The organism is Bradyrhizobium uaiense, from assembly GCF_010811875.1.
GTDB classification, from domain to species: Bacteria; Pseudomonadota; Alphaproteobacteria; order Rhizobiales; family Xanthobacteraceae; genus Bradyrhizobium; species Bradyrhizobium uaiense.
Window position 1 is genome coordinate 1 of the sequence record NZ_VKHP01000111.1, and the last position, 18,339, is coordinate 18,339.

The 18,339-nt window shown below is 64.9% G+C and carries 21 protein-coding genes; 7 read left to right on the forward strand and 14 right to left on the reverse strand.

What is annotated here, in order from left to right; all coding sequences use genetic code 11:
- Positions 1-274: 274 nt before the first annotated feature.
- The 8 genes from FNJ47_RS24550 to FNJ47_RS24585 form a co-directional block, all read right to left on the reverse strand.
- On the reverse strand, positions 275-481 hold the full coding sequence (locus FNJ47_RS24550; protein ID WP_035651034.1) for a hypothetical protein: 207 nt from the start codon (positions 479-481) through the stop codon (positions 275-277).
- A 155-nt stretch (positions 482-636) separates the two neighbouring features.
- Complete coding sequence (locus FNJ47_RS24555) at positions 637-1,632, reverse strand: nitroreductase family protein (RefSeq protein WP_163157736.1); 996 nt, start codon at positions 1,630-1,632, stop codon at positions 637-639.
- A complete protein-coding gene (locus FNJ47_RS24560) occupies positions 1,629-2,750 on the reverse strand; it encodes a GNAT family N-acetyltransferase (RefSeq protein WP_163157738.1) in 1,122 nt (373 codons plus the stop codon). Before FNJ47_RS24560 ends, FNJ47_RS24555 begins: the two co-directional genes overlap by 4 nt.
- Positions 2,747-3,946: a hypothetical protein gene (locus FNJ47_RS24565; protein ID WP_163157740.1), complete on the reverse strand. Its 1,200-nt coding sequence runs from the start codon at positions 3,944-3,946 to the stop codon at positions 2,747-2,749. Before FNJ47_RS24565 ends, FNJ47_RS24560 begins: the two co-directional genes overlap by 4 nt.
- Complete coding sequence (locus FNJ47_RS24570) at positions 3,943-4,818, reverse strand: HesA/MoeB/ThiF family protein (protein WP_163157742.1); 876 nt, start codon at positions 4,816-4,818, stop codon at positions 3,943-3,945. The genes FNJ47_RS24565 and FNJ47_RS24570 overlap by 4 nt, the downstream gene beginning before the upstream one ends.
- Positions 4,815-5,870 carry a hypothetical protein gene (locus tag FNJ47_RS24575; protein WP_206685347.1) on the reverse strand — a complete coding sequence of 352 codons (1,056 nt, stop codon included), beginning with the start codon at positions 5,868-5,870 and terminating at the stop codon, positions 4,815-4,817. Before FNJ47_RS24575 ends, FNJ47_RS24570 begins: the two co-directional genes overlap by 4 nt.
- Before the next feature lie 330 nt (positions 5,871-6,200).
- Entirely contained in the window at positions 6,201-6,476 is a 276-nt protein-coding gene (locus FNJ47_RS24580) for a YiaA/YiaB family inner membrane protein (RefSeq protein WP_163157744.1), read from the reverse strand.
- A gap of 55 nt (positions 6,477-6,531) precedes the next feature.
- Positions 6,532-7,227 (reverse strand): PspA/IM30 family protein, encoded by a 696-nt coding sequence (locus FNJ47_RS24585; protein ID WP_163157747.1) that lies wholly within the window; start codon positions 7,225-7,227, stop codon positions 6,532-6,534.
- A gap of 112 nt (positions 7,228-7,339) precedes the next feature.
- Here FNJ47_RS24585 and FNJ47_RS24590 point away from each other — a divergent pair, with 112 nt between their 5' ends.
- Complete coding sequence (locus tag FNJ47_RS24590) at positions 7,340-7,948, forward strand: TetR/AcrR family transcriptional regulator (protein ID WP_163157749.1); 609 nt, start codon at positions 7,340-7,342, stop codon at positions 7,946-7,948.
- Between the two features lie 347 nt (positions 7,949-8,295).
- A complete protein-coding gene (locus tag FNJ47_RS24595; protein WP_163157785.1) occupies positions 8,296-9,429 on the forward strand; it encodes an acyl-CoA desaturase in 1,134 nt (377 codons plus the stop codon).
- A 26-nt stretch (positions 9,430-9,455) separates the two neighbouring features.
- Here FNJ47_RS24595 and FNJ47_RS24600 read toward each other — a convergent pair whose 3' ends face one another.
- Positions 9,456-9,689, reverse strand: a complete 234-nt coding sequence (locus FNJ47_RS24600; protein WP_163157751.1) for a hypothetical protein — start codon at positions 9,687-9,689, stop codon at positions 9,456-9,458.
- Positions 9,690-9,885: 196 nt separating this feature from the next.
- Between FNJ47_RS24600 and FNJ47_RS24605 the strand changes: the two genes are divergently transcribed.
- Positions 9,886-10,284 (forward strand): hypothetical protein, encoded by a 399-nt coding sequence (locus tag FNJ47_RS24605; protein ID WP_236000085.1) that lies wholly within the window; start codon positions 9,886-9,888, stop codon positions 10,282-10,284.
- 190 nt (positions 10,285-10,474) lie between these two features.
- Here FNJ47_RS24605 and FNJ47_RS24610 read toward each other — a convergent pair whose 3' ends face one another.
- The 4 genes from FNJ47_RS24610 to FNJ47_RS24625 form a co-directional block, all read right to left on the reverse strand.
- A complete protein-coding gene (locus tag FNJ47_RS24610) occupies positions 10,475-11,299 on the reverse strand; it encodes an amino acid kinase family protein (RefSeq protein WP_163157753.1) in 825 nt (274 codons plus the stop codon).
- A gap of 14 nt (positions 11,300-11,313) precedes the next feature.
- A complete protein-coding gene (locus tag FNJ47_RS24615; RefSeq protein WP_163157755.1) occupies positions 11,314-12,126 on the reverse strand; it encodes an amino acid kinase family protein in 813 nt (270 codons plus the stop codon).
- Positions 12,127-12,256: 130 nt separating this feature from the next.
- Entirely contained in the window at positions 12,257-13,561 is a 1,305-nt protein-coding gene (locus FNJ47_RS24620; RefSeq protein ID WP_163157757.1) for a sensor histidine kinase, read from the reverse strand.
- A complete protein-coding gene (locus FNJ47_RS24625) occupies positions 13,558-14,220 on the reverse strand; it encodes a response regulator transcription factor (RefSeq protein WP_163157789.1) in 663 nt (220 codons plus the stop codon). The genes FNJ47_RS24620 and FNJ47_RS24625 overlap by 4 nt, the downstream gene beginning before the upstream one ends.
- 243 nt (positions 14,221-14,463) lie before the next feature.
- Here FNJ47_RS24625 and FNJ47_RS24630 point away from each other — a divergent pair, with 243 nt between their 5' ends.
- The 3 genes from FNJ47_RS24630 (at position 14,464) to FNJ47_RS24640 (ending at position 16,538) form a co-directional block, all read left to right on the forward strand.
- Positions 14,464-15,240: a COG4705 family protein gene (locus FNJ47_RS24630; RefSeq protein WP_163157791.1), complete on the forward strand. Its 777-nt coding sequence runs from the start codon at positions 14,464-14,466 to the stop codon at positions 15,238-15,240.
- A 58-nt stretch (positions 15,241-15,298) separates the two neighbouring features.
- On the forward strand, positions 15,299-15,697 hold the full coding sequence (locus FNJ47_RS24635; protein ID WP_163157759.1) for a hypothetical protein: 399 nt from the start codon (positions 15,299-15,301) through the stop codon (positions 15,695-15,697).
- Positions 15,698-15,770: 73 nt separating this feature from the next.
- Entirely contained in the window at positions 15,771-16,538 is a 768-nt protein-coding gene (locus tag FNJ47_RS24640; protein ID WP_206685348.1) for a COG4705 family protein, read from the forward strand.
- Positions 16,539-16,604: 66 nt separating this feature from the next.
- On the opposite strand, the gene FNJ47_RS24645 is transcribed toward FNJ47_RS24640, so the two are convergent.
- Complete coding sequence (locus FNJ47_RS24645) at positions 16,605-17,588, reverse strand: zinc-dependent alcohol dehydrogenase family protein (protein ID WP_163157761.1); 984 nt, start codon at positions 17,586-17,588, stop codon at positions 16,605-16,607.
- Positions 17,589-17,713: 125 nt separating this feature from the next.
- Here FNJ47_RS24645 and FNJ47_RS24650 point away from each other — a divergent pair, with 125 nt between their 5' ends.
- A complete protein-coding gene (locus tag FNJ47_RS24650) occupies positions 17,714-18,289 on the forward strand; it encodes a TetR/AcrR family transcriptional regulator (RefSeq protein ID WP_163157763.1) in 576 nt (191 codons plus the stop codon).
- Positions 18,290-18,339 lie beyond the last annotated feature (50 nt).

Consider the following 18,339-nt stretch of genomic DNA (forward strand, 5'->3'; position numbering starts at 1 on the left):
CCGTTCAAACACCATCAATCTGAGGGACGACCGCCTTAACCAGCAAGCCGCGAGCGAGCGCGCCACCACCAGCGCCGTAGCGAGTGAGCGGCTTGCTAGCAGCTCGCCGGCCCGTTATCCCATCTAACTCACCGTACAAAGCGATCACCGTCATCCTGAGGAAAGCGCTCTTGCGCGCGTCTCGAAGGATGCACAGCCCTGCCGGTGGCCGTCGATCCTTCGAGACGCCGCTTCGCGGCTCCTCAGGATGACGGAACAACAGTAGGGGCCCGTCTTACAGCGTTTCCTGCTTGTGGTCGCAGTTCTTGCAGGTGAACTTGACGCGGGTCTGGCCCTTTTCCGCCTGCACCCGGTTCGGCGCGCCGCACTTGCCGCAGACCGCCTCGATCCGGGTCGTGCCCTGCTTGATGACCAGGTTCCGCTTTTCCATGGTCTCGCGGATCAGGCGCTCGGCCTCCTCGCGCAACGATTGCTTCGACATCATCCCCACCGGTCATTGGTTAGCGGGCGGCGTCATAGCACGACCCCGTGAAGCTTTGACAGCGGGTATCGCGCTCTTTTTGTGAGCGCATCCTAGAGCGTTTTCGAGCGAAGTGGATACCGGTTCGCTTGAAGAAAACGCGTCAAGACAAAAATCTAGATGATGAGCTGATCGACCGGCAGCCGGAAATGGCGAGGTTTCAACGGTTTTGATGGCCGGCCGACACGGAACACGTTGACGAGGCGCAGATCGGCGTCGACCTTGCCGAGCTTGCGCAGCCGATCGTTGAAGTCAGGATGGTCTGCCAGCGCCGAGATCGGACAGGCCGCGAAACCGGCACGATCGATCTCCAGCCAGCTGCGGTAGAAGTGCCGTCCCGTCGTGAGTGGATCCTCACCGACCGGACGGCAAAACAGGACGATCGCCGATGCCGAGGCGGTCTTGGCGCTGTCGGCAAGCAGCAATGCCGCGAGGCCGAGACGATCCAGCGGCTTGAACAGCCCGCCGAGCACGAAACCGGCGGCGGTGGCCTCGACGGAATTCATGGCCAGCGCGTCACGGTTGAGACCGTCAAGCAGATAGTGCGGATGACCGGGCGACAGCCGCATCCATGCGAGCAGCTCGGCCCGGTAGTCGTCGCCGCGGATAAAGGAGAACTCGGCCTGGCCGGCCCACCCGGCGATATCGGCAATCGTCGGGCGATGACTGATGCAGATCAGATCGTCACGTGCGATGGCAAGCTGCACCACGGATGTGCCGTCATCCGGCGACGCCGCATATTTGCCGCGCCATGACATACGGCTCGCCACATGGCCGGCCAACGGGTCGGGCGCGACACCTTGCCTGATCGCAAAGTTGCAGAGCACGGCAAACTGCGCCGACAGTTGCTGCTCGATCGTCGTCATGCCCGTGATCGCGAAGCCGCGGCGGTTGAGCGCGAGGCTCATGCCCTCCAGCGCCGCGCCGTGCGACACCAGCACATCGTGCCCCGCGGGGTCGGCGACCGGCGCGCGCACGCTGACATCGTCGACCAGCGCCAGCCGCCCATCGCCGAGCAGCCGCCAGCGCGTGGGCTGGATATTGTGGACGCTCGGCGCCAGCCGCGCCTCCGCGACCAGCTCGCGCAGCAGATCCGGCGTCAGCGCGCTCATGCCGCGGCCAGCCGCTTGGTGAACAGATGCAGCCGGTGCAGCGGCGTGGCGCCGGCCTTCTCGACCTGGCGCAGCGAGGGGCCGTTGATATCTGCGATCCAGGTGCCGCCGAGGGTGCGGTAGCCGGCCTCCTGCAACGCCAGCGCGGTGCGGTAGAGCATCGCGCCGTTGAGGCCGCGATTGTGCAGGTCGCGGCAGACCGACTGATAGATCAGCACGGCGCGCGTGTTCAGCATGCGGTGCTGCACGAACTTGAACGGCGCCGTCAGCCCAACCCGGCCGCCGATCGCCTTGATCAGCGGATTGAGGTCGGGGATCGCGATGATCGCCCCGGCGGGCCGGCCGCGGTGATAGATCACCGTGGAGATCCGATTGTCGATGATCCACATCATGTCGCCGGCCTGGAACAGATATTCGGCCGCGGTCGGCGGCACGAACATCGGATTGTCGGCAAAGCCATCGTTCAGGATCAGCCGCGCATCCTCCAGCCGCGCCTTGAAGGCGGAGCGCTTGATCGGCTGCCACACGAAATCCGTATTGGCCAGCACCGCGCGCTGCTTGTCGCCGAGCAGCTGCTCCGGCTTGCCGCCATCGAGCGCGATCTCGAACGTCGTCATCGGGAAGGTCGCGGCATAACCGGCGCGTTCGAGATGCTGCGCGATGTGCGGCGGCGACCACATCATGTCGGTGAACGGCGCATGGTCGAAGCCGTCGGTCATGACGCCGATCTGCTGCATCGCCGTGAGATTGAAATTGCCGGCGACCCGGCTCATGCCGCGCGCCGACAGCCATTGCTCGGCGACCCGCAGCAACGCATCGGCGACCTCAACATCGTCGATACAGTCGAAGAAGCCGAACGCACCGTGACGGGTGCCGTGCTTGCGGTTGGAGGCATCGTGGATCGAGGCAGCGATACGGCCGACCGGCTTTCCGTCGCGATGCGCGGAAAACAGCGCATAGCGGCCATGGCCTTCGGTGACGAACGGGTTCTTTGCCGGATCGAACATCCGGTCGAAGTCGCTCCACAGCGGCGGCACGTAGAGGCTGTCCGGGCCATAGGCATTGAGGGCGGCGTCGAATGCCGATTTGCGGTCGCCCTCCCGGATCTCGAGATTCATTTTGCCTCCGGGGTCAATGCCAACAGCCGCCGCACCAGCGCCAGCGCGGTTTCGGTGGCGGGATCGGCCGCGGTCACGGGTACGGCGAGCACAATGAGGTCGAGTGGATCATGCGCGAGCACGATGACATGGGAGGCGTTGTTGGCAGTCATCAACGAGACCATGCGCTCGGCAGCCGGATCGGTCAGCGGCAGCCCCCACGGCGCATCGGACCGGCGCAGCACGCGCCGCGTCGACAGGAAATCGCGCAACAGCGGCGGATCGTAGAGCGCAAGCTCGCCTTCGCGAAAACGCCGCGCGCTTTCAAAGATCGGATGCCGCGCGAGCTCGGCGATCAACTGCTCGCGGGTCTGTGCCGGCGAGGCCGCGACCGAATTGAGCACGCCCGGCTCCTGCGATTCGAACAGCGCCCGCAATGCGTCCGTCATCAACCCGATGGTCAGCACGCCGGCGATCGCGACCGCGACGAACCGCACCATCTGCGCAGCGTCGACGTCAGGCGCCATGAAGGCGGCGGCAAGGCCCAGCAGACCCGAAGAGATAAGCCGCAGCGCCATCATCGCAAGCCCGTGCCGGCGGGTCTCGGGGCCGCCGCCGGCGATCAGCATCACGGTCACCGTCAGCAGCGCGCCCAGCGCGCCGAGCCGGACCGGAATGTCCGGAAATAGCGTACGGAAGTCGGTGAGGATGAACGGGATCACCACCAGCGCGCCGACCGCCATGCGGCCGATGCTGCGGTTCTCCGAGGCCATCAGCGCGGCGCGGTCGCGCGTCGCCAGCAGCAGCGCGCAGGTGGCGAAGGCCAGCAGCTGGAACAGCGCCAGCGTGACCGCATAGGGCATCACAAAGCGTTGCAGCCCGAAGGTGCCGCCGAGGCCGAGCAGGATGGCGCCTCCGAGCGCTGCGATCTTGACCGCGCGCGGCGCGTGCCGTCGCAGAATGCCTTCGGTGACGATCAGCGCGCCAAGCGGGATCAGCGCGGCCGGGATCACCGAGAGGCGGTCGAGCACAAAGCTTCCACTCCACCAGGCGAGGCCGCGATCGAGGAACAGGGTCGCGATCACACCGAGCGCCAGCAGCAGCCGGCGGGTCAGCGGGCTCTTGGGATCACGCCGATAGAACGTCATCATCGCCACCGCGACACCGATGGCGCCGCAGAGATTGACGATGGAGTCGGCGATCACCCCGGAGGTCATTTGCCGCCCGTCAATTCGTCGATGGCGCGCCGCACCAGCGGACGCATCAGGGCGGCGACCAGCGCATTGCGCGGCTTCTCGATCGCCGGCCGATGCGGGTTGAGGAACCAGCCGCGGCAGTCGGTGCCGGAGGTACGGCCGAGGATCAGCGCGACCGCCTCATAGGCCATCAGCATGCCGGTCGAGATCACCATCGGCGCGAACGACATCCGGCTGCGGCGACCGGCCGCGACTTCGCCGGCGATCGCGAGATCGACATAGTTGCGCGAGGAGGAATGCAGCATCACGTGCTCGATCTCGGCACGCATCGCGGCGCGGCGGTCGTCGTCAGTGATAGCAGTCCAGTCCTTGCCGAGCGTGGGAAAACCAAGGCGCTGCTCGGGCCTGGGATCGTTCGGGCGCACCACGATCACCGACGGCAGTGGCGACATATAGGCGTCGATCACGGTTGAATCCGCGCGCTTGGCAATCCGGTACAAATGCACGCCGGCGGCGATATCGTCCATGCCGTTGACGATCACAGGGCAGCGCGCGGCAATTCCGGCGAGCTCGCTGGTCCAGTTCTCGCCGAGCACCTCGATCTCGATGGTCGGGTTGATGCGTTTGGCGGCTTCGGCGGCGACCGCCGCCTTCTCGCGGCCGACCTCGTCGGCGAAGGCAAACACCTGGCGGTTGAGGTTGGAGACCTCGAAGCGGTCGATATCCGCGATCACGAATTTGCCGACACCGGCACGCGCCAGCGCCATGAAGGCCGCGCCGCCCATGCCGCCGACGCCGCAGACGAACACCCGCGCCTGGCGCAGCAGCTGCTGCTCGTGCTCGTCGATGAAGCCGATGTTGCGGCCGGTGAAGGAGTAATAGTCGAAATTCATCGCGCGGCCCCGTTCTCCTGCCGGCGCGGCCGCAGCGTGCCGAAGGCGCGGCTGTCGTCCAGCCAGTAGACCACCGGCAGCACCAGCCGTTGCAGCGCCAGCATCGCGGATGCCGCGAGCAATGCCGGCAGCGAGCCCGAGGGCACCTCGCTCATGACATAGCGGCGCGCGCCGGCCAGATCGACCCGGCCGAGCTGCAGCACATCGTCGCCGCGGCCGTAATCCAGCTCGCGCTCGCAGAATTCGTTGTAGACCGCATTGCGGTGCTTCGGCGCGATCTCGAAGGTCTTCTTCAATGCGTCCGAGCCGCCGGTATAGGCGTTGGTGATGACCGAGCGCGCCTCGTCGAAGCCGGCTTCCTCGCCGACGCCGAACACCGCGCGATGCCGCGCCATGATGCCACGCGCGAGCTGCAGATGCGCAAAACTCTGCCGCGCGCCAGGCAGTGGCGACGGGAACACGTCCGAGAACGTGTCGCTGACCATGCCGACCACCGCCGGCACCTGGGTGACGTTGGATATCCATTTCGGCCGCAGGCCGTCGCGCGCGAACAGCACCAGCGCGGTCAGGCCATAGAGCACCCAGGACAGCCCCTGCCCGCGCACATCGGGATCGACCATGACAAGGCCGAGATGCGTCACTTCAGCCGGCTCGCCGTCGAGCGGTACGTCCATCACCGACAGGGCGTTGAAGGCGATCGGCCGGCCGGTGTCTTCCTCCGAGATCAGCGTGATAACGGCGCGCGACAGCCACTCGGGCTCGCCGGAGAAGATGCCGTAGGTCAGGCTCTCCTCGGGCAGCGTCTTCGCGGCGACGATGCGGAGCTGCGCGACCAGCGCGTCGAGCTCGTCCTTCGGCAGCGACAGGCCCGGCGATTCGACGATCCGGGTGCGTTGGCCGGCCTGGGTGCGCAAGGTGAGATCGATGGTCGGCTGCGACAGCGCCTTCAGCCAGAAGCCGGCATGGCTGCGCAGCCCGTCAAAGGCCGCGCGCGCCTTCGCTAGGCCCGAGCTGCCGCGCGAAGCCGGTGTGGGATTGTCGGTGGACGCCATTTCTCTGTCCCTCGGGCGCGATCTCTGCACTCACCCCTGTTAAGGAGCCATGAGCGCAACTTGACGCTGTTCGCCGCAGGGTAAACAAGGCCTTCCGGAAACGGAACAAGTTGGCGGTGAGTGTTGGCAGGCTATCCACCCGTCATTGCGAGCGAAGCGAAGCAATCCATCTCGCAGCATATGCGGGACAATGGATTGCTTCGTCGCTTCAGCGCAAAATTGCACAGCAATTTTGTCGCGAGCTCCTCGCAATGACGCGGAGGGAATGGGTCCTTTGTCGGCAAAAGCGGCGGGTGAAGATCCCCCGCCGTTTTGCATTCGGCCCCCGGCTCAACCCGACTTGGAGACTTCCATCAGCAGGCGCTCGGCCTTGGCGTCCTCGATGCGGTTCACGAACTTGCTGCTCTCGTAGTTGTCGCGCACCGTCTTCGTCAGCGTAATGCAGGTCTGGATCAGCATCACGATGCCCATCGCGAGATAGCCCTGCATCCAGAGGCTGACCGGCAGGAAGAAAATGCCGACGGCGACGAGGAAGGCGGAGGCTGCAAAGGACACGTAGGTGAAGGTGACCCATGCGCTGCTGTGGGGTTGGATGGTCTGGTTCATGATCGTCTCCTTGATGATGTGTGGTTTGAAGTTGCTTGGTTTCAGGCTCGAGGTGTCAGGCTGCGTTCGGGCGCTTGGCTTTCAGCCGCGCCAGCACGTCGTCGGCGGTCGACTTCATGCGCGGACCAAAACCCTGTTCCGCAAGTTTCTCGGCGGTGGCGAGCGGGCCCGAGGCGGTGTCGATCTCGAACAGCGCGTCATCCGCGGCCTGGATCTCCATCTGCCGTTCGCGCAGTCGCTTCAGCGTCGCTTCCGCTTCCGGCAGCGTCGATTCGTAGGGACGCGCCGCCTCGATGCCGCTCCGGCGCAGCGAACGCACCGCCTCCGAGGCACGGGCCAGCCTGCGGCCGCGATCGAGCTCGGCAATGCGCGCCTCGGCATTGGCGACGTGGCGCTTCAGCCGGGTGATCTCGGTGGCGAACAGCGTGCGCGCGGTCATCGCGGCATCGCGTTCGGCCTCGAGATTGGCGATCGCCTGCGCGGCTTCGCGGGCGAGGTCTTCGCGGCCGCCCTCGAGCGCCGCCGACGCGCGCACCTCGAGATCGGCGATCCGGGCGTTGGTGGCCTCGAGCCGCCGGCCCTCCTGAGCGTCGCCGGCGATGGCGAGCGCGAGGGTCCGCTTCGAGCGGTCAACGGCGGCGGCCGCATCGCGCATCTGCTGGTCGAGGACGACCAGCGCTGTCCGGTCTTGCAGTTCCTCCTCCGCTGCCGCAACGCTGCCGCGGAAAATCGTCAAAACAGTTTTGAACATTTGATCGCTCCCTGCTATGAGCATCGCTCATGAATCTCTTGTACCACATAATGAGCATTGCTCAAGTATTATTCGAGCGACGCTCAAGTATGCGGTTAATGACCGGTGAAACATGTCCAAAGCATTGGAACGACGTGCAAAACTGCGCGAAGCGCTGATCGAGGCGGCGGAACGGGCGATTGCGGCAAAGGGTCTCGGCGGCCTCAAAACCCGCGAGCTGGCCCAGGAAATCGGCGTCGCCAATGGCGGCGTTTACAATCTGGTCGAGGATGTCGACGAGCTGATCCTGCGGGTCGGCTCGCGCACGCTGGCCCGACTGGATGCCTCGCTGTCGCTGGCCGAGATCGGCGCCGCGGCGGCGCCGCGCGAGATGCTGGTGCGGATCGCGGTCGCCTATTGCGACTTCGCCGCCGACAATCTCGAACTGTGGCGCGCGCTGTTCGAGCATCGCATGCAGCCCGGCAAGCCGGTGCCGGAATGGGCCATCACCGAGCAGATGGAGTTGTTCCGCCACATCTACAAACCGCTCGCCGCGTTGTTTCCGCAGCGTTCACCGGCACAGCTTGGCGTCACCGCGCGCAGCCTGTTCTCCGCCGTGCACGGCATGGTGGCGCTCGGGCTGGAGCACAAGCTGATCGCGGTGCCGATCGGCGCGCTGCGCAGCGAGATTTCGACATTGACGCGCGCGATGGTCGACGGGCTGACGGCGAAGAAGGACTAGCGCAGATGCCCGCAACCGCACGATGGCCCCCCTCAACGAGGGACACCGAAGGTTTCTTTTGAAATCGTTGCAGAGCGCGGGATCGGCAAATCTGCTAGTTTGCGCGCCGCGTAAGCTGCGGCAATCGGCGCCATGCTGGTTTGATGACCGATGTACTAGCAGAGCCTCTGGTTTCGCGACCCCGCGACTGGTCTCCCGGCCGCAGGGTTCTATATGTCACACCGCGCGCAATGCCCGTCAGGACCAGGATCTGAGCCGTCTGCCGGCGGGGCAGCCCGCGCATCGAAGCAACTGAGGTCGCGAGCGTGTCCACCAATATCGATCCAGATCTACAGCACGACGACATCATGTACCCGCAGGTTCTCCCGTTTCTGCTGGTCCATGCAGGGTGTCTGGCGGCGATCTGGTCGGGCGTCTCATGGCAAGCGATCGCAATTTGCGTCGCTCTCTACTGGCTGCGCATGTTTGCGGTCACCGCCGGCTATCATCGGTACTTCTCGCATCGGGCTTACTCGACGAGCCGGACGTTTCAATTCGTCCTGGCATTCCTGGCCCAAAGCAGCGCCCAGAAGAGCGTGCTCTGGTGGGCAGCGAAACATCGGCACCACCATCTTCATTCGGATACCAAGCACGATGTGCATTCACCGGGGCATAAAGGCTTCGTGTACAGTCATCTCGGCTGGATCTTCTATCGACAGCACGATGCGACGGATCTGACGAAAGTTTCCGACTTTGCCGCGTATCCGGAGTTGATGTGGCTGCACAGATTCGAGGTGTTGCCGGCGATCGTGGTCGCAGCTCTGTGCTTCCTCATTGCCGGATGGCCGGGGCTGGTGGTCGGCTTCTTCTGGAGCACCGTGCTGCTGTATCACGCTACGTTTTGCATCAACTCGCTCGCGCATGTTCACGGACGCAAGCGCTACGTTACGGGCGATGACTCCCGCAACAATTGGCTGCTGGCCCTGTTTACGATGGGTGAGGGTTGGCACAACAATCATCACGCCTACCAAAGCAGCGCGCGGCAAGGCTTCCGGTGGTGGGAGATCGATGTGACCTATTATGTCCTGGTGGCCTTGTCCTGGCTTGGCCTCGTCTGGGATCTGAAGGCGCCGCCCGCGCAGGTTCTCCGCAACGAGCAGCGTTTGGGATCGCGTGTGATCAAGCGAACGGCCGAGCAGCTCGCTGCTCGCTTCAATCCCGAATACATCGCGCAGGCGATCAAATCGTCGGTGCACGAAACCGGGTTGTCGGTGCGGGAAGCGCTTGTCCTGTTACAGCATCGTGCCGACCTGCATCTGCCCAGCATCCCGACGCGTGAGCGGTTGCTGGCGGAAGCCCAGGCCATGTTTGCGAAGACGAGTTCGCTGGACGACATCGTCGACCGTGCACATGAGCTCCTAGTGGAATCGGTTTGCCTGCTCCTGGCCGTTCCGCCTGCACTGGCCGGCGCAAACGCAAAACCTCAAGTGAATAAAAGGTAGTATTTTACTTCCGATCTTCCCGAGCCTCACGGCTCCATCGTGTAGGCGCGCCCCGGTTCGAGCGCGTAGATGGTCAGGAAGCGCAGCGGCCGGTCCGGGTCGCAATTGCGAAACAGCGTATGCGGAATGTCAGGGCGATCCTGCAAGGCAACGATGAGCTCGCGATGATCGCCGGGCAGCGCGAGACGCTCGAGGGTCTTGCGCGAGACGCCGGCAAAGCCCGCTTGCGGCGCGTTTCGACCGCCGTTGCTTTCAGCCATTGGAACCCTCACTTGTCGCGCGAACGATTTGTGTCCCGATCAGATCGCGGTGCGGTGATGATGGTGAGGCTTCAACCGCACAACAAGATGCTGAGGTTACTTCAACACGTGTCACACAGGTGAGGCGAAGCCCTTGCCACCCCTGCTCCCACGTTGCAGGATTCCCGTGCCGAAAACCTTCAGCAGTGGGCCTTGCATGAAAACGAGTATCGTCACGACGCAGTTGTCGAGCGTCGCCGCCCTGGCGCTCATCCTTGCAGTATCGGGTGTCACGGCGGCGTTGTCGGCGCAGGCCGTGCCGGAATGCTCGATGTCGGTGACATTGGCGGATTGGGGCGAGAATTCGACCGGCGATATCGACGTCGCCTCAGGCGCGAGCTGCCAGATCCCGGTCGGGATCCGCGGCACGGTGACGGACTCGTCGATCTCGCAGAAGCCGTCCTACGGCAAGCTGAAGAAGATCAACGCGACGACCTTCGAGTACAGGGCGAAGGCCAAGTACAAGGGCAGCGACACGTTTGCCATCAAGGCGACAGGTAAGGGGCCGAAGGCGTCCGGCACCTCGGTCATCACCGTGCACGCGACGATCAAGTGATCGCCGCGCGCCAGCGTTAAGCTCCCTCTCCCCGTTCTTACGGGGAGAGGGGTGGGGTGAGGGGCCGTCTCCGCGCATTCGGTGACAGCTGCGTTTGCGGAGAGTCCCCCTCACCCGGAATTCAAGCAGCGCTTGAGTTCCGACCTCTCCCCGCACGCGGGGCGAGGTGCAGCGGAGTCCGCCGCTCAAATCAGGCCGGCCGTGCGCCGGTGCGGATGATCGACCCGACATGCTGGCCGCGCAGCGCCGCGGTGAGCCGGCCGGGAACGAGGCCGTTCACGACCTGCACGCGCTCGATGTGCCGCGCATTGGCCATCACCTCGAGCAGCGCAGGATCGAACGGCAGCGTGCCCTTCAGCTTGGCGAGGTCGGCGAAGCTCGCCTCGCGCAGCAGCTGCGCCTTCTTGCCCTCCGGACCATTGGGATCGTCGGTGTAGACGCCGTCGACATCTTCCACGATGGTGAGGCCGGCTGCGCCGAGCGCATCGGCAATCAGGAACGCGCCGGTGTCGGCCCGATGCATCGGGATGCGCGAGTTCGGAAACTCGTGATGGTGATAGGGCGGAAACGCGCTGCCGACCACCGCGCGAGCTGCGGAGAGATGGATCGCAAGCTGGCTGGCGATGGTCGGATGCTCGATATAGGACACGCCATCCGGCGCGAGCAGGCAGCCGAGGATATGGCCGTTCTGCCCGGCCTCGCTCGCCGCGAGCGGCTGAAGCGAACCGACCGGCAGTCCGAGATCGAGGCCGACGCTGTAGAGATGGCGGGCGCGGATGCCGGCGCCGGTCAGGATCAGCATGCGGTGCTCGGGCAGCAGCGAACGCAGCTCAGCGACGATCGGCAGGATCGCCTCATGGCCGCGATCCATGATGGAGCGGCCGCCGATCTTGATCACCTGCACCCAGGGCAGCAGGGCAATAGGACGTCCGCCGGCGACGGGACGGGTGAGATCGCTGTCGAGCAGGGTCTGGCGCGCGAGCGGCGAAGCGACGTGCTTGATGGTGTCATCCATGGTCGTGTCTCTGCTCAGTTCGCGGTGATGATGGTGCCGACATGCTCGCCCGCGAGCGCGCGGGTGAGATTGCCGGGGACGAGGCCATTGACGACCTGCACCTGGCGGACATGCCGCGCGCTGGCGAGCAGATCCAGCACCGGGAATTCCAGGATCGAATCCTGCAATCCCTTCGCCTTCATATCGGCGACCGAGATCTTGGGAATGAAGGTCGCGCCCTTCGAGGTCTTCGGGTTCGCGGTGTAGAGGCCGTTCTCGTCCTTGACATAGATCATCGCCTTGCAGCCGAACTGCTCGGCGACCAGGAAGCAACCGGCGTCGGTGCGATAGGGCGGGATCATCCCCTCGGGCGCGGGCCGCATCCACAGACCGTAAGGCGGCATGCCGCTGAAGATCACGGCGTTGACCTCGGCGAGATAAAGCGGCACGGCCGACAGCCCGGCGCCGCTGACCGCGGAGATGCCATGCTTGGCGAGCAGCTGGCCCAGCATCACGGCATTCTGATCGGCGACCGAGGCGCCGAGCTGCGAGAGCACGCCGGCCGGCAGCCGAAGCCCGGCCGCGATCGAATAGAGATGCCGGGCGCGGGTGCCCGCGCCGGTCCCGATCAGCAGCTTGTGCGCCTTGCGGGCCGCGACGATCTCGTCAACCAGCGGATAGACCGCGGCGCGGCCACGATCGATCACGCTCTGCCCGCCGATCTTGATCACCGTGGCATCGGGCAGGACGCGGAAGTCCGACGCCGCCTCCGCCGCCGCCAGAAGCTGCGGATCGGTCAGCGACCGCTGCATCAGGAGCGCTTCAAGCTCCGCCGTCGTGTTTGCCATGAGAAATATTCCTTATCCGATGCGCCTGGCATCGCTTCCGGATTGCACTGGTAGCGGCAAGCCGGGCGGGTCTCAAGATGCAGCGGCAGTGATGCCGCGCGCCTGCCGCGGATTTTGCCGCTGCCCGACCTCATCGATCGGCCGCCGGCAGCCTGACGGTCACGCGCAAGCCCGAACGTCCGGCGCCGGCCACATTTTCGAACAGGACCGAACCCGTGGCATGATCAACGATTCGCTTCACGATCGAGAGCCCGAGCCCGGCCCCCTCTCCGCTCGGCTCACCGCCGCGAAAGAACGGCTCGGATACCCGTGCCAAATCCTGCGGCGGAATCCCCGGCCCGGTGTCCTCGATCTGGATGACGCTCATTCCATCCTCGCGATAGATGCCGAGATCGACCGCCCCTCCGTTCGGCGTGAACTTGATTGCGTTCTCGACCAGGTTCCGGATCGCCGACATCAGGGACAGCGGATCACCGTTCACCGCGACCGCTTCGACCACGGCAAAGCCGAGATCGATGTTGCGCGCTGCGGCCTCCGGCAGCAGATCCGAAACAATGCCCTTTGCGATCTTGTCCAGCTCCACGCGTGCGCTCACGGGGGACGGCGCGGCGTCCTGACGCGCGAGCGCGAGAAGTTGCTCGAGCAGATGCTTCGTCCTCCGCATGCCGCTCTTCAGCGCATCCAGCCGGTCACGCGTCTCCGCCGGCATGTCGACGGAAGCGAGATTTTCCGCTTGCAGGCTGAGCGCGGTGACCGGCGTTCGAAGTTCGTGGGCAGCGTCGGCGATGAAACGCCGTTGCTGGTCCATCATGACGCGCATCCGTCCCAGCAGCCCGTTGATCGAGCCAAGAAACGGCTGGAGCTCGCTCGGCGCGCCCGTCACCGGCAATTCGCCGATGTCGTCCACCCTGCTGGCGTCGAGATCGCCGGCGAGGTGCAACATCGGCCGGAACGATCGCGCGATCACGAATGCAGTCATCAACAGCAGGCACGGCACCAGCGCTGCGATCGGCAGCAGCGTGCGCACCGCCATGTCGCCTGCAATTTCCGTACGGATCTCGGTGCGCTGCGTCACCGCAAAGCGGCTGGCGTCCGGCCGTGTCCGAAGCAGCACGCGTACCGGCTGCCCGTGATAGACATCATTGTGCAGCCCATCCTTCAGTCCCCAAAGCCGCTGATCGTCGGCGGAGCCGCGGGGCGCCTCGCCCAGCTCGACAACGGCAACCTCGGCTTCCGCGTCGATGCCGGTGACAGGCCGGCTTTGCCTGATCGAGGCGCTCATCGCGAAGCTGCCGATCTGGATCAGGACGGAGTCCTGCGTCTCGATCGCTTCGCTGTAGGCCCATCTGTACGCCAGCGCTCCGCCGACGGCGCCGGTCAACAGGATGATCGCGGTCAATCCGACGAACAGGCGTCCGCGCAACGATCTCATCATCGCGAACGATCCACCATCCATCCGACGCCCCGCACGTTCCTGATCGCCGTGGCGCCGAGTTTTCTGCGCACGGCGTGGATCAGGAACTCGACCGCGTTGCTCTCGACCTCTTCGCTCCAGCCGTAGATCTGGCGTTCGAGCTCGGCACGGGACAGGATCGTCCCCGGCCGGTTCAGCAGCGCCTGAAGCAGGGCGAATTCGCGTGCGCTGAGGACGGCTTTTTCCTTGCAGAAACTGGCTTCCCGCGTTGCCGGGTCGAGTTGAAGCTCGCCGTTGGTCAGGACCGGCGGCGCTCCGCTGCCCTCGCGTCGCAGCACGGCGCGCATGCGCGCCAGCAACTCCGCGATCTCGAATGGCTTGACCAGGTAGTCGTCGGCGCCGAGATCGAGCCCCCGGATCCGATCGTTCAGGGCATCGCGCGCGGTGAGAATGATCACGGGAAGGCGCGAGGAGCCCTCCCGGATCGCCTTGAGGACGTCGAGACCATCAGTCGATGGCAGCCCGAGATCGAGCAGCGCGATGTCGTAGGTCTCGCTGCGGCTGGCTTCGATGGCGAGGTCGCCGTCGCGCACCCAGTCCACCGCATAGGCGGCATCCCTCAGCGCCTCGACGACGGCGGCGCCGATCATCCTGTCATCCTCAACCAAGAGCACCCGCATCGCCCGGCAATCCATCCCGATCCGCGCCAGAGGCATGCCCGGCGAAAACTGCGTCGCCCTGATCAACCGCGACGCCCGCGCGATCATATCAGCTTCGACTTAGCCGCGGCTTAGGGCTTTCTGCGTCCAAATCGCGGCCGGTCCGGCCGCCTAAGGCGGGGCTAAGTCACGCAGTGCACGCTCCCTTTCGAACCCGGCGGAACCGCCGACCACATCAAAGCGGAGCTTCACACCGTGCAGGATATCAGACGCATCGGCCGCTGCATGCTGAACAAGGTCCCCGAAGTCACCCTCGTCTTCTGGCTGATCAAGATCATGTCGACCACGGTCGGCGAGACCGGCGCCGATTATCTTGCGGTTCATGTCGGCCTCGGAACAAGCGTGACCGGACTGCTGATGGCCGGACTGCTGGCCGCGGTGCTCGTCATCCAGCTGCGGATGGACCGGTACGTACCTTGGATCTACTGGCTGACGGTCGTTCTCGTCAGCATCGTCGGGACGCAGATTACCGATGCGCTGACCGACAAGCTTGAGATCAGTCTCTACGTCAGCACGGCCGCCTTCTCGATCGCCCTGGCCGCGACTTTCGCGATCTGGTTCGCGGTCGAACGGACGCTGTCGATCCACAGCATCGTGACCACCCGGCGCGAATTGTTCTACTGGGCGGCGATCCTCTTCACATTCGCGCTCGGCACGGCGGCGGGCGACCTTGCGACCGAAGCGCTGGGCCTTGGCTTCAATGTCGGAGTGGTCGCGTTCGCGGCACTGATCGCGACGATCGCTGCGGCCTACGCGCTCGGCGCCAATGCGGTGTTGATGTTCTGGCTCGCCTACATCCTGACACGCCCGCTCGGCGCATCGCTCGGCGACCTGCTGTCCCAGTCGCGCGAATATGGCGGCATCGGCCTCGGCACGATCTACACCAGCCTCGCCTTCCTGACGGTGATCGTCGCACTGGTCGCCTGGCTGTCGTTCGAGGGCGACACGGACAGAACGCGCAAGGCATCGCCCGGCGCATGAATTCGGCGTGCGTTCGGACGGGCGACGAACGAACCACCCCCACAACAGGAGAACCACGATGAACAAGACGACACTCGGACTTGCGACGGCAATTCTTGCACTCGCTGTAGTCCAACCGCTCCCCGATGCCAGCGGACGCCTGCTGCTACTGCCGCGCGCACACGCAGCCGCCTCCAGGCTCGGCGACCTGACGCCGTTTCGCAGCATCGCCGCCGATGTTGCTGAAATGGTCGACAAGGGTGACCTCGCCGGCGCCAAGACGCGGATCAAGGATCTCGAGACCAAATGGGACGAAGCGGAAGCCGGCTTGAAGCCGCGCGCCGCTGCGGACTGGCACACGGTCGACAAGGCGATCGATCGCGCGCTCGAGGCAATGCGTGAGACCAATCCGGATGCCGCCAAATGCAAGAAGGCACTCGCCGAGTTGCTGTCGATCATGGACCAGATGAAGGCCTGATCTCTCCGTCCATCATTCGACCATCCGCCGGCGGTATCGTCCGCCGGCGACGTCTCCTGGAGTGACGCCCCTCATGCAAATGCTGCACGTCGATGCCACCAATGACCGCGCGGGCAAGGTTCCCGCCGTCACGCTCGGCTTCTGGGTCATCAAGATTCTCGCCACGACGCTCGGCGAGACCGGCGGCGACGCCGTCACGATGTCGATGAATCTCGGCTATCTCGTCGGCACCGCGATCTTCGCCGTCATCTTCGCAATTGCCGTTGCGGCGCAGATGGCCGCGAAGCGCTTTCATCCCTTGCTGTACTGGACGGTGATCATCGCGACGACGACCGTCGGCACGACCTTTGCCGATTTCGTCGACCGCTCGCTGGGGATCGGATATCTCGGCGGCTCATCGCTGCTCGCCGGACTGCTGGTTGTGTCGCTCGCCGCATGGCATCGCACCATGGGAACGGTCTCGATCGCATCGATCGACAACAAGACGGCTGAGACCTTCTACTGGGTCACGATCCTGTTCTCGCAGACGCTTGGCACCGCGCTCGGCGACTGGATGGCCGACTTCACCGGCCTCGGCTATGGCGAAGGCGCCATCGTGTTCGCTGCCGGCATCGCCATCGTTGCTGCGGCCTATCTCTGGACCCGCGTGTCGCACACGGTTCTGTTCTGGATTGCCTTCGTCCTGACCAGGCCGCTCGGCGCCACCGTCGGCGATTTCCTCGACAAGCCGCTCGATCACGGCGGCCTTGCCCTCAGCCGCTACACGGCATCTGTCGCGCTTGCCGTTGCGATCGCCGCCCTGGTCTTCATCCTGCCGCAGCGGGCCGGGGAGCACGCTTGAGCAACACGCCCCTCCGGCCCGGACACAGAACCGGCGCGCGCCTCGGCAAGGCGCGCGAATTCCCGATCAAGCCTGGTTCGGCGTGAAGATGACCTTGCCCTTGAACGCTGACGCCTGCGCGATCGCCTGCGAAAAATCTTCCAGGCGGTAGCTCCCGACGACCGGCGCGCTGATTGCGCCGGAGGCAACCATCGGCACGAGATGGTCGTACATTGTCGCCAACGTTTGATCGGTCGCGGTCTTGCCCCAATGGCCGAGCCAGAAGCCGCGCACCGACACCTCGTTGAAGATCACGCTCAAGGCCGAGCCGGAGAACGGCTGTCCGCTCATCGCACTGTAGATGACGAGCACGGCTTTGGCCGCCAGGCAGTTCATCAAGTTCAACGTCGAGGCGCCGCCGACAACGTCCAGCGCCAACAGGATCGGCGATCCGCCGGTCTCCTTGGCGACGCGCTTGGCGAGATCGGGCCCATCCACCAAAACGATATCGCCGCCGGCCGACTTGACCTCGTCAACGACATCCTCGCGTCGGACGACGTTGACCGTCTTCACCCCCAGCGACTTCGCAACGGCGATCACCGCCCGCGCGGTCGCGGAATTGGCGCCGTTCTGGATCACCCAGCCGCCGCGCGGCACCTTCATGAAATCGGTCAGCAACAGATAGGCCGTGGCCGGGTTGACCCCGATCATGGACAACTGCTTGATATTGGCAGCCTCGGGCAGCGGCCGCTGCCATGATGCCGTGAACCTGACGCGTTCGGTCCAGGTCGGGACCGTGAACGGAATCAAGGTGCGGTCACCCACCTTCAGATTCGTCACCTGCGATCCCGCGGCGATCACCCGTCCGACGCCCTCGATTCCGAGCGTCGCCGGCGGTGTCGGCAGATAGCCGTAGCGTCCGGCCATGATCATGAAGTCCGAGTTGTTGATCGGTGCGGCCTCGACCGCGACCACCACCTCGTTGGGCCCGGGGCTGCCCGTGTCCGCCACCTCGTTCAGCTTCACCACGTCCGCCGGACGTCCGAATGCAACAACCTGCACTGCTTTCATGGCATCATCTCCCGATTTCGTTATGTACTTGTAAGTACAGAATTGAGCTCGCGTCAATGGCCCGGAATGGCTTCACAGCAAGGTGAAGGCTTCACATCCGACGCAGGAGTACATAAAACAGCGGCATGGCAAGGCCGCGCAGCTTCGATCCGGACGACGTTCTGGAGATCGCCCGTCAGGTGTTCTGGCGGAAGGGTTTTCAGGCGACCTCGCTCGACGAGATCACGGCGGCGAGCGGTATCGCGAAGCCCAGCCTGTACGCGGCTTTCGGCGACAAGAACGCGCTGTTCCTGAAAGTGCTGGACCGCTATCACGACGGCATCCTGGGCTGGGCCGAGCGGACCCTGGCGCAGCCGGGGCCGGGGCGCGAGGCGATCAGGCAGTGGCTCACCGGTTTCATCCCGTATTGCTCGGGTGAGAGGGGACAGCACGGCTGCCTGTCGATCAATTCCGCGACCGACGGCTCGCTCGACCAGGCCGAGGTCCGCAAGAGCATCGAGCGCTACAACCGGCGCCTCGAAGAGCTGCTGCGCGCGCGCCTGCGAGCCGATCGTGCCGAGTTCAGGAAGGGATTTGACCCGGACATCACCGCACACACGATCATGGTGGTGCATGCGGGGCTGCTGGCGCTTGCGCACCAGAGGCCGGATTCGAAGCAAGTGAAGGCCGTGATCGACCAGGTCATGGGCCTGCTTGCTTGAGCTCGACCTTCCGACCTGACTCCGCGTCCTCTCATGAATGTGATTTATAT

Excerpts from the sequence above, each read along its gene's own strand:
- FNJ47_RS24550 (WP_035651034.1), bottom strand. The coding sequence starts at position 481 with ATGTCGAAGCAATCGTTGCGCGAGGAGGCCGAGCGCCTGATCCGCGAG.
- FNJ47_RS24555 (WP_163157736.1), bottom strand. The coding sequence starts at position 1,632 with ATGAGCGCGCTGACGCCGGATCTGCTGCGCGAGCTGGTCGCGGAGGCG.
- FNJ47_RS24560 (WP_163157738.1), bottom strand. The coding sequence starts at position 2,750 with ATGAATCTCGAGATCCGGGAGGGCGACCGCAAATCGGCATTCGACGCC.
- FNJ47_RS24565 (WP_163157740.1), bottom strand. The coding sequence starts at position 3,946 with ATGACCTCCGGGGTGATCGCCGACTCCATCGTCAATCTCTGCGGCGCC.
- FNJ47_RS24570 (WP_163157742.1), bottom strand. The coding sequence starts at position 4,818 with ATGAATTTCGACTATTACTCCTTCACCGGCCGCAACATCGGCTTCATC.
- FNJ47_RS24575 (WP_206685347.1), bottom strand. The coding sequence starts at position 5,870 with ATGGCGTCCACCGACAATCCCACACCGGCTTCGCGCGGCAGCTCGGGC.
- FNJ47_RS24580 (WP_163157744.1), bottom strand. The coding sequence starts at position 6,476 with ATGAACCAGACCATCCAACCCCACAGCAGCGCATGGGTCACCTTCACC.
- FNJ47_RS24585 (WP_163157747.1), bottom strand. The coding sequence starts at position 7,227 with ATGTTCAAAACTGTTTTGACGATTTTCCGCGGCAGCGTTGCGGCAGCG.
- FNJ47_RS24590 (WP_163157749.1), top strand. The coding sequence starts at position 7,340 with ATGTCCAAAGCATTGGAACGACGTGCAAAACTGCGCGAAGCGCTGATC.
- FNJ47_RS24595 (WP_163157785.1), top strand. The coding sequence starts at position 8,296 with ATGTACCCGCAGGTTCTCCCGTTTCTGCTGGTCCATGCAGGGTGTCTG.
- FNJ47_RS24600 (WP_163157751.1), bottom strand. The coding sequence starts at position 9,689 with ATGGCTGAAAGCAACGGCGGTCGAAACGCGCCGCAAGCGGGCTTTGCC.
- FNJ47_RS24605 (WP_236000085.1), top strand. The coding sequence starts at position 9,886 with ATGAAAACGAGTATCGTCACGACGCAGTTGTCGAGCGTCGCCGCCCTG.
- FNJ47_RS24610 (WP_163157753.1), bottom strand. The coding sequence starts at position 11,299 with ATGGATGACACCATCAAGCACGTCGCTTCGCCGCTCGCGCGCCAGACC.
- FNJ47_RS24615 (WP_163157755.1), bottom strand. The coding sequence starts at position 12,126 with ATGGCAAACACGACGGCGGAGCTTGAAGCGCTCCTGATGCAGCGGTCG.
- FNJ47_RS24620 (WP_163157757.1), bottom strand. The coding sequence starts at position 13,561 with ATGATGAGATCGTTGCGCGGACGCCTGTTCGTCGGATTGACCGCGATC.
- FNJ47_RS24625 (WP_163157789.1), bottom strand. The coding sequence starts at position 14,220 with ATGCGGGTGCTCTTGGTTGAGGATGACAGGATGATCGGCGCCGCCGTC.
- FNJ47_RS24635 (WP_163157759.1), top strand. The coding sequence starts at position 15,299 with ATGAACAAGACGACACTCGGACTTGCGACGGCAATTCTTGCACTCGCT.
- FNJ47_RS24640 (WP_206685348.1), top strand. The coding sequence starts at position 15,771 with ATGCAAATGCTGCACGTCGATGCCACCAATGACCGCGCGGGCAAGGTT.
- FNJ47_RS24645 (WP_163157761.1), bottom strand. The coding sequence starts at position 17,588 with ATGAAAGCAGTGCAGGTTGTTGCATTCGGACGTCCGGCGGACGTGGTG.
- FNJ47_RS24650 (WP_163157763.1), top strand. The coding sequence starts at position 17,714 with ATGGCAAGGCCGCGCAGCTTCGATCCGGACGACGTTCTGGAGATCGCC.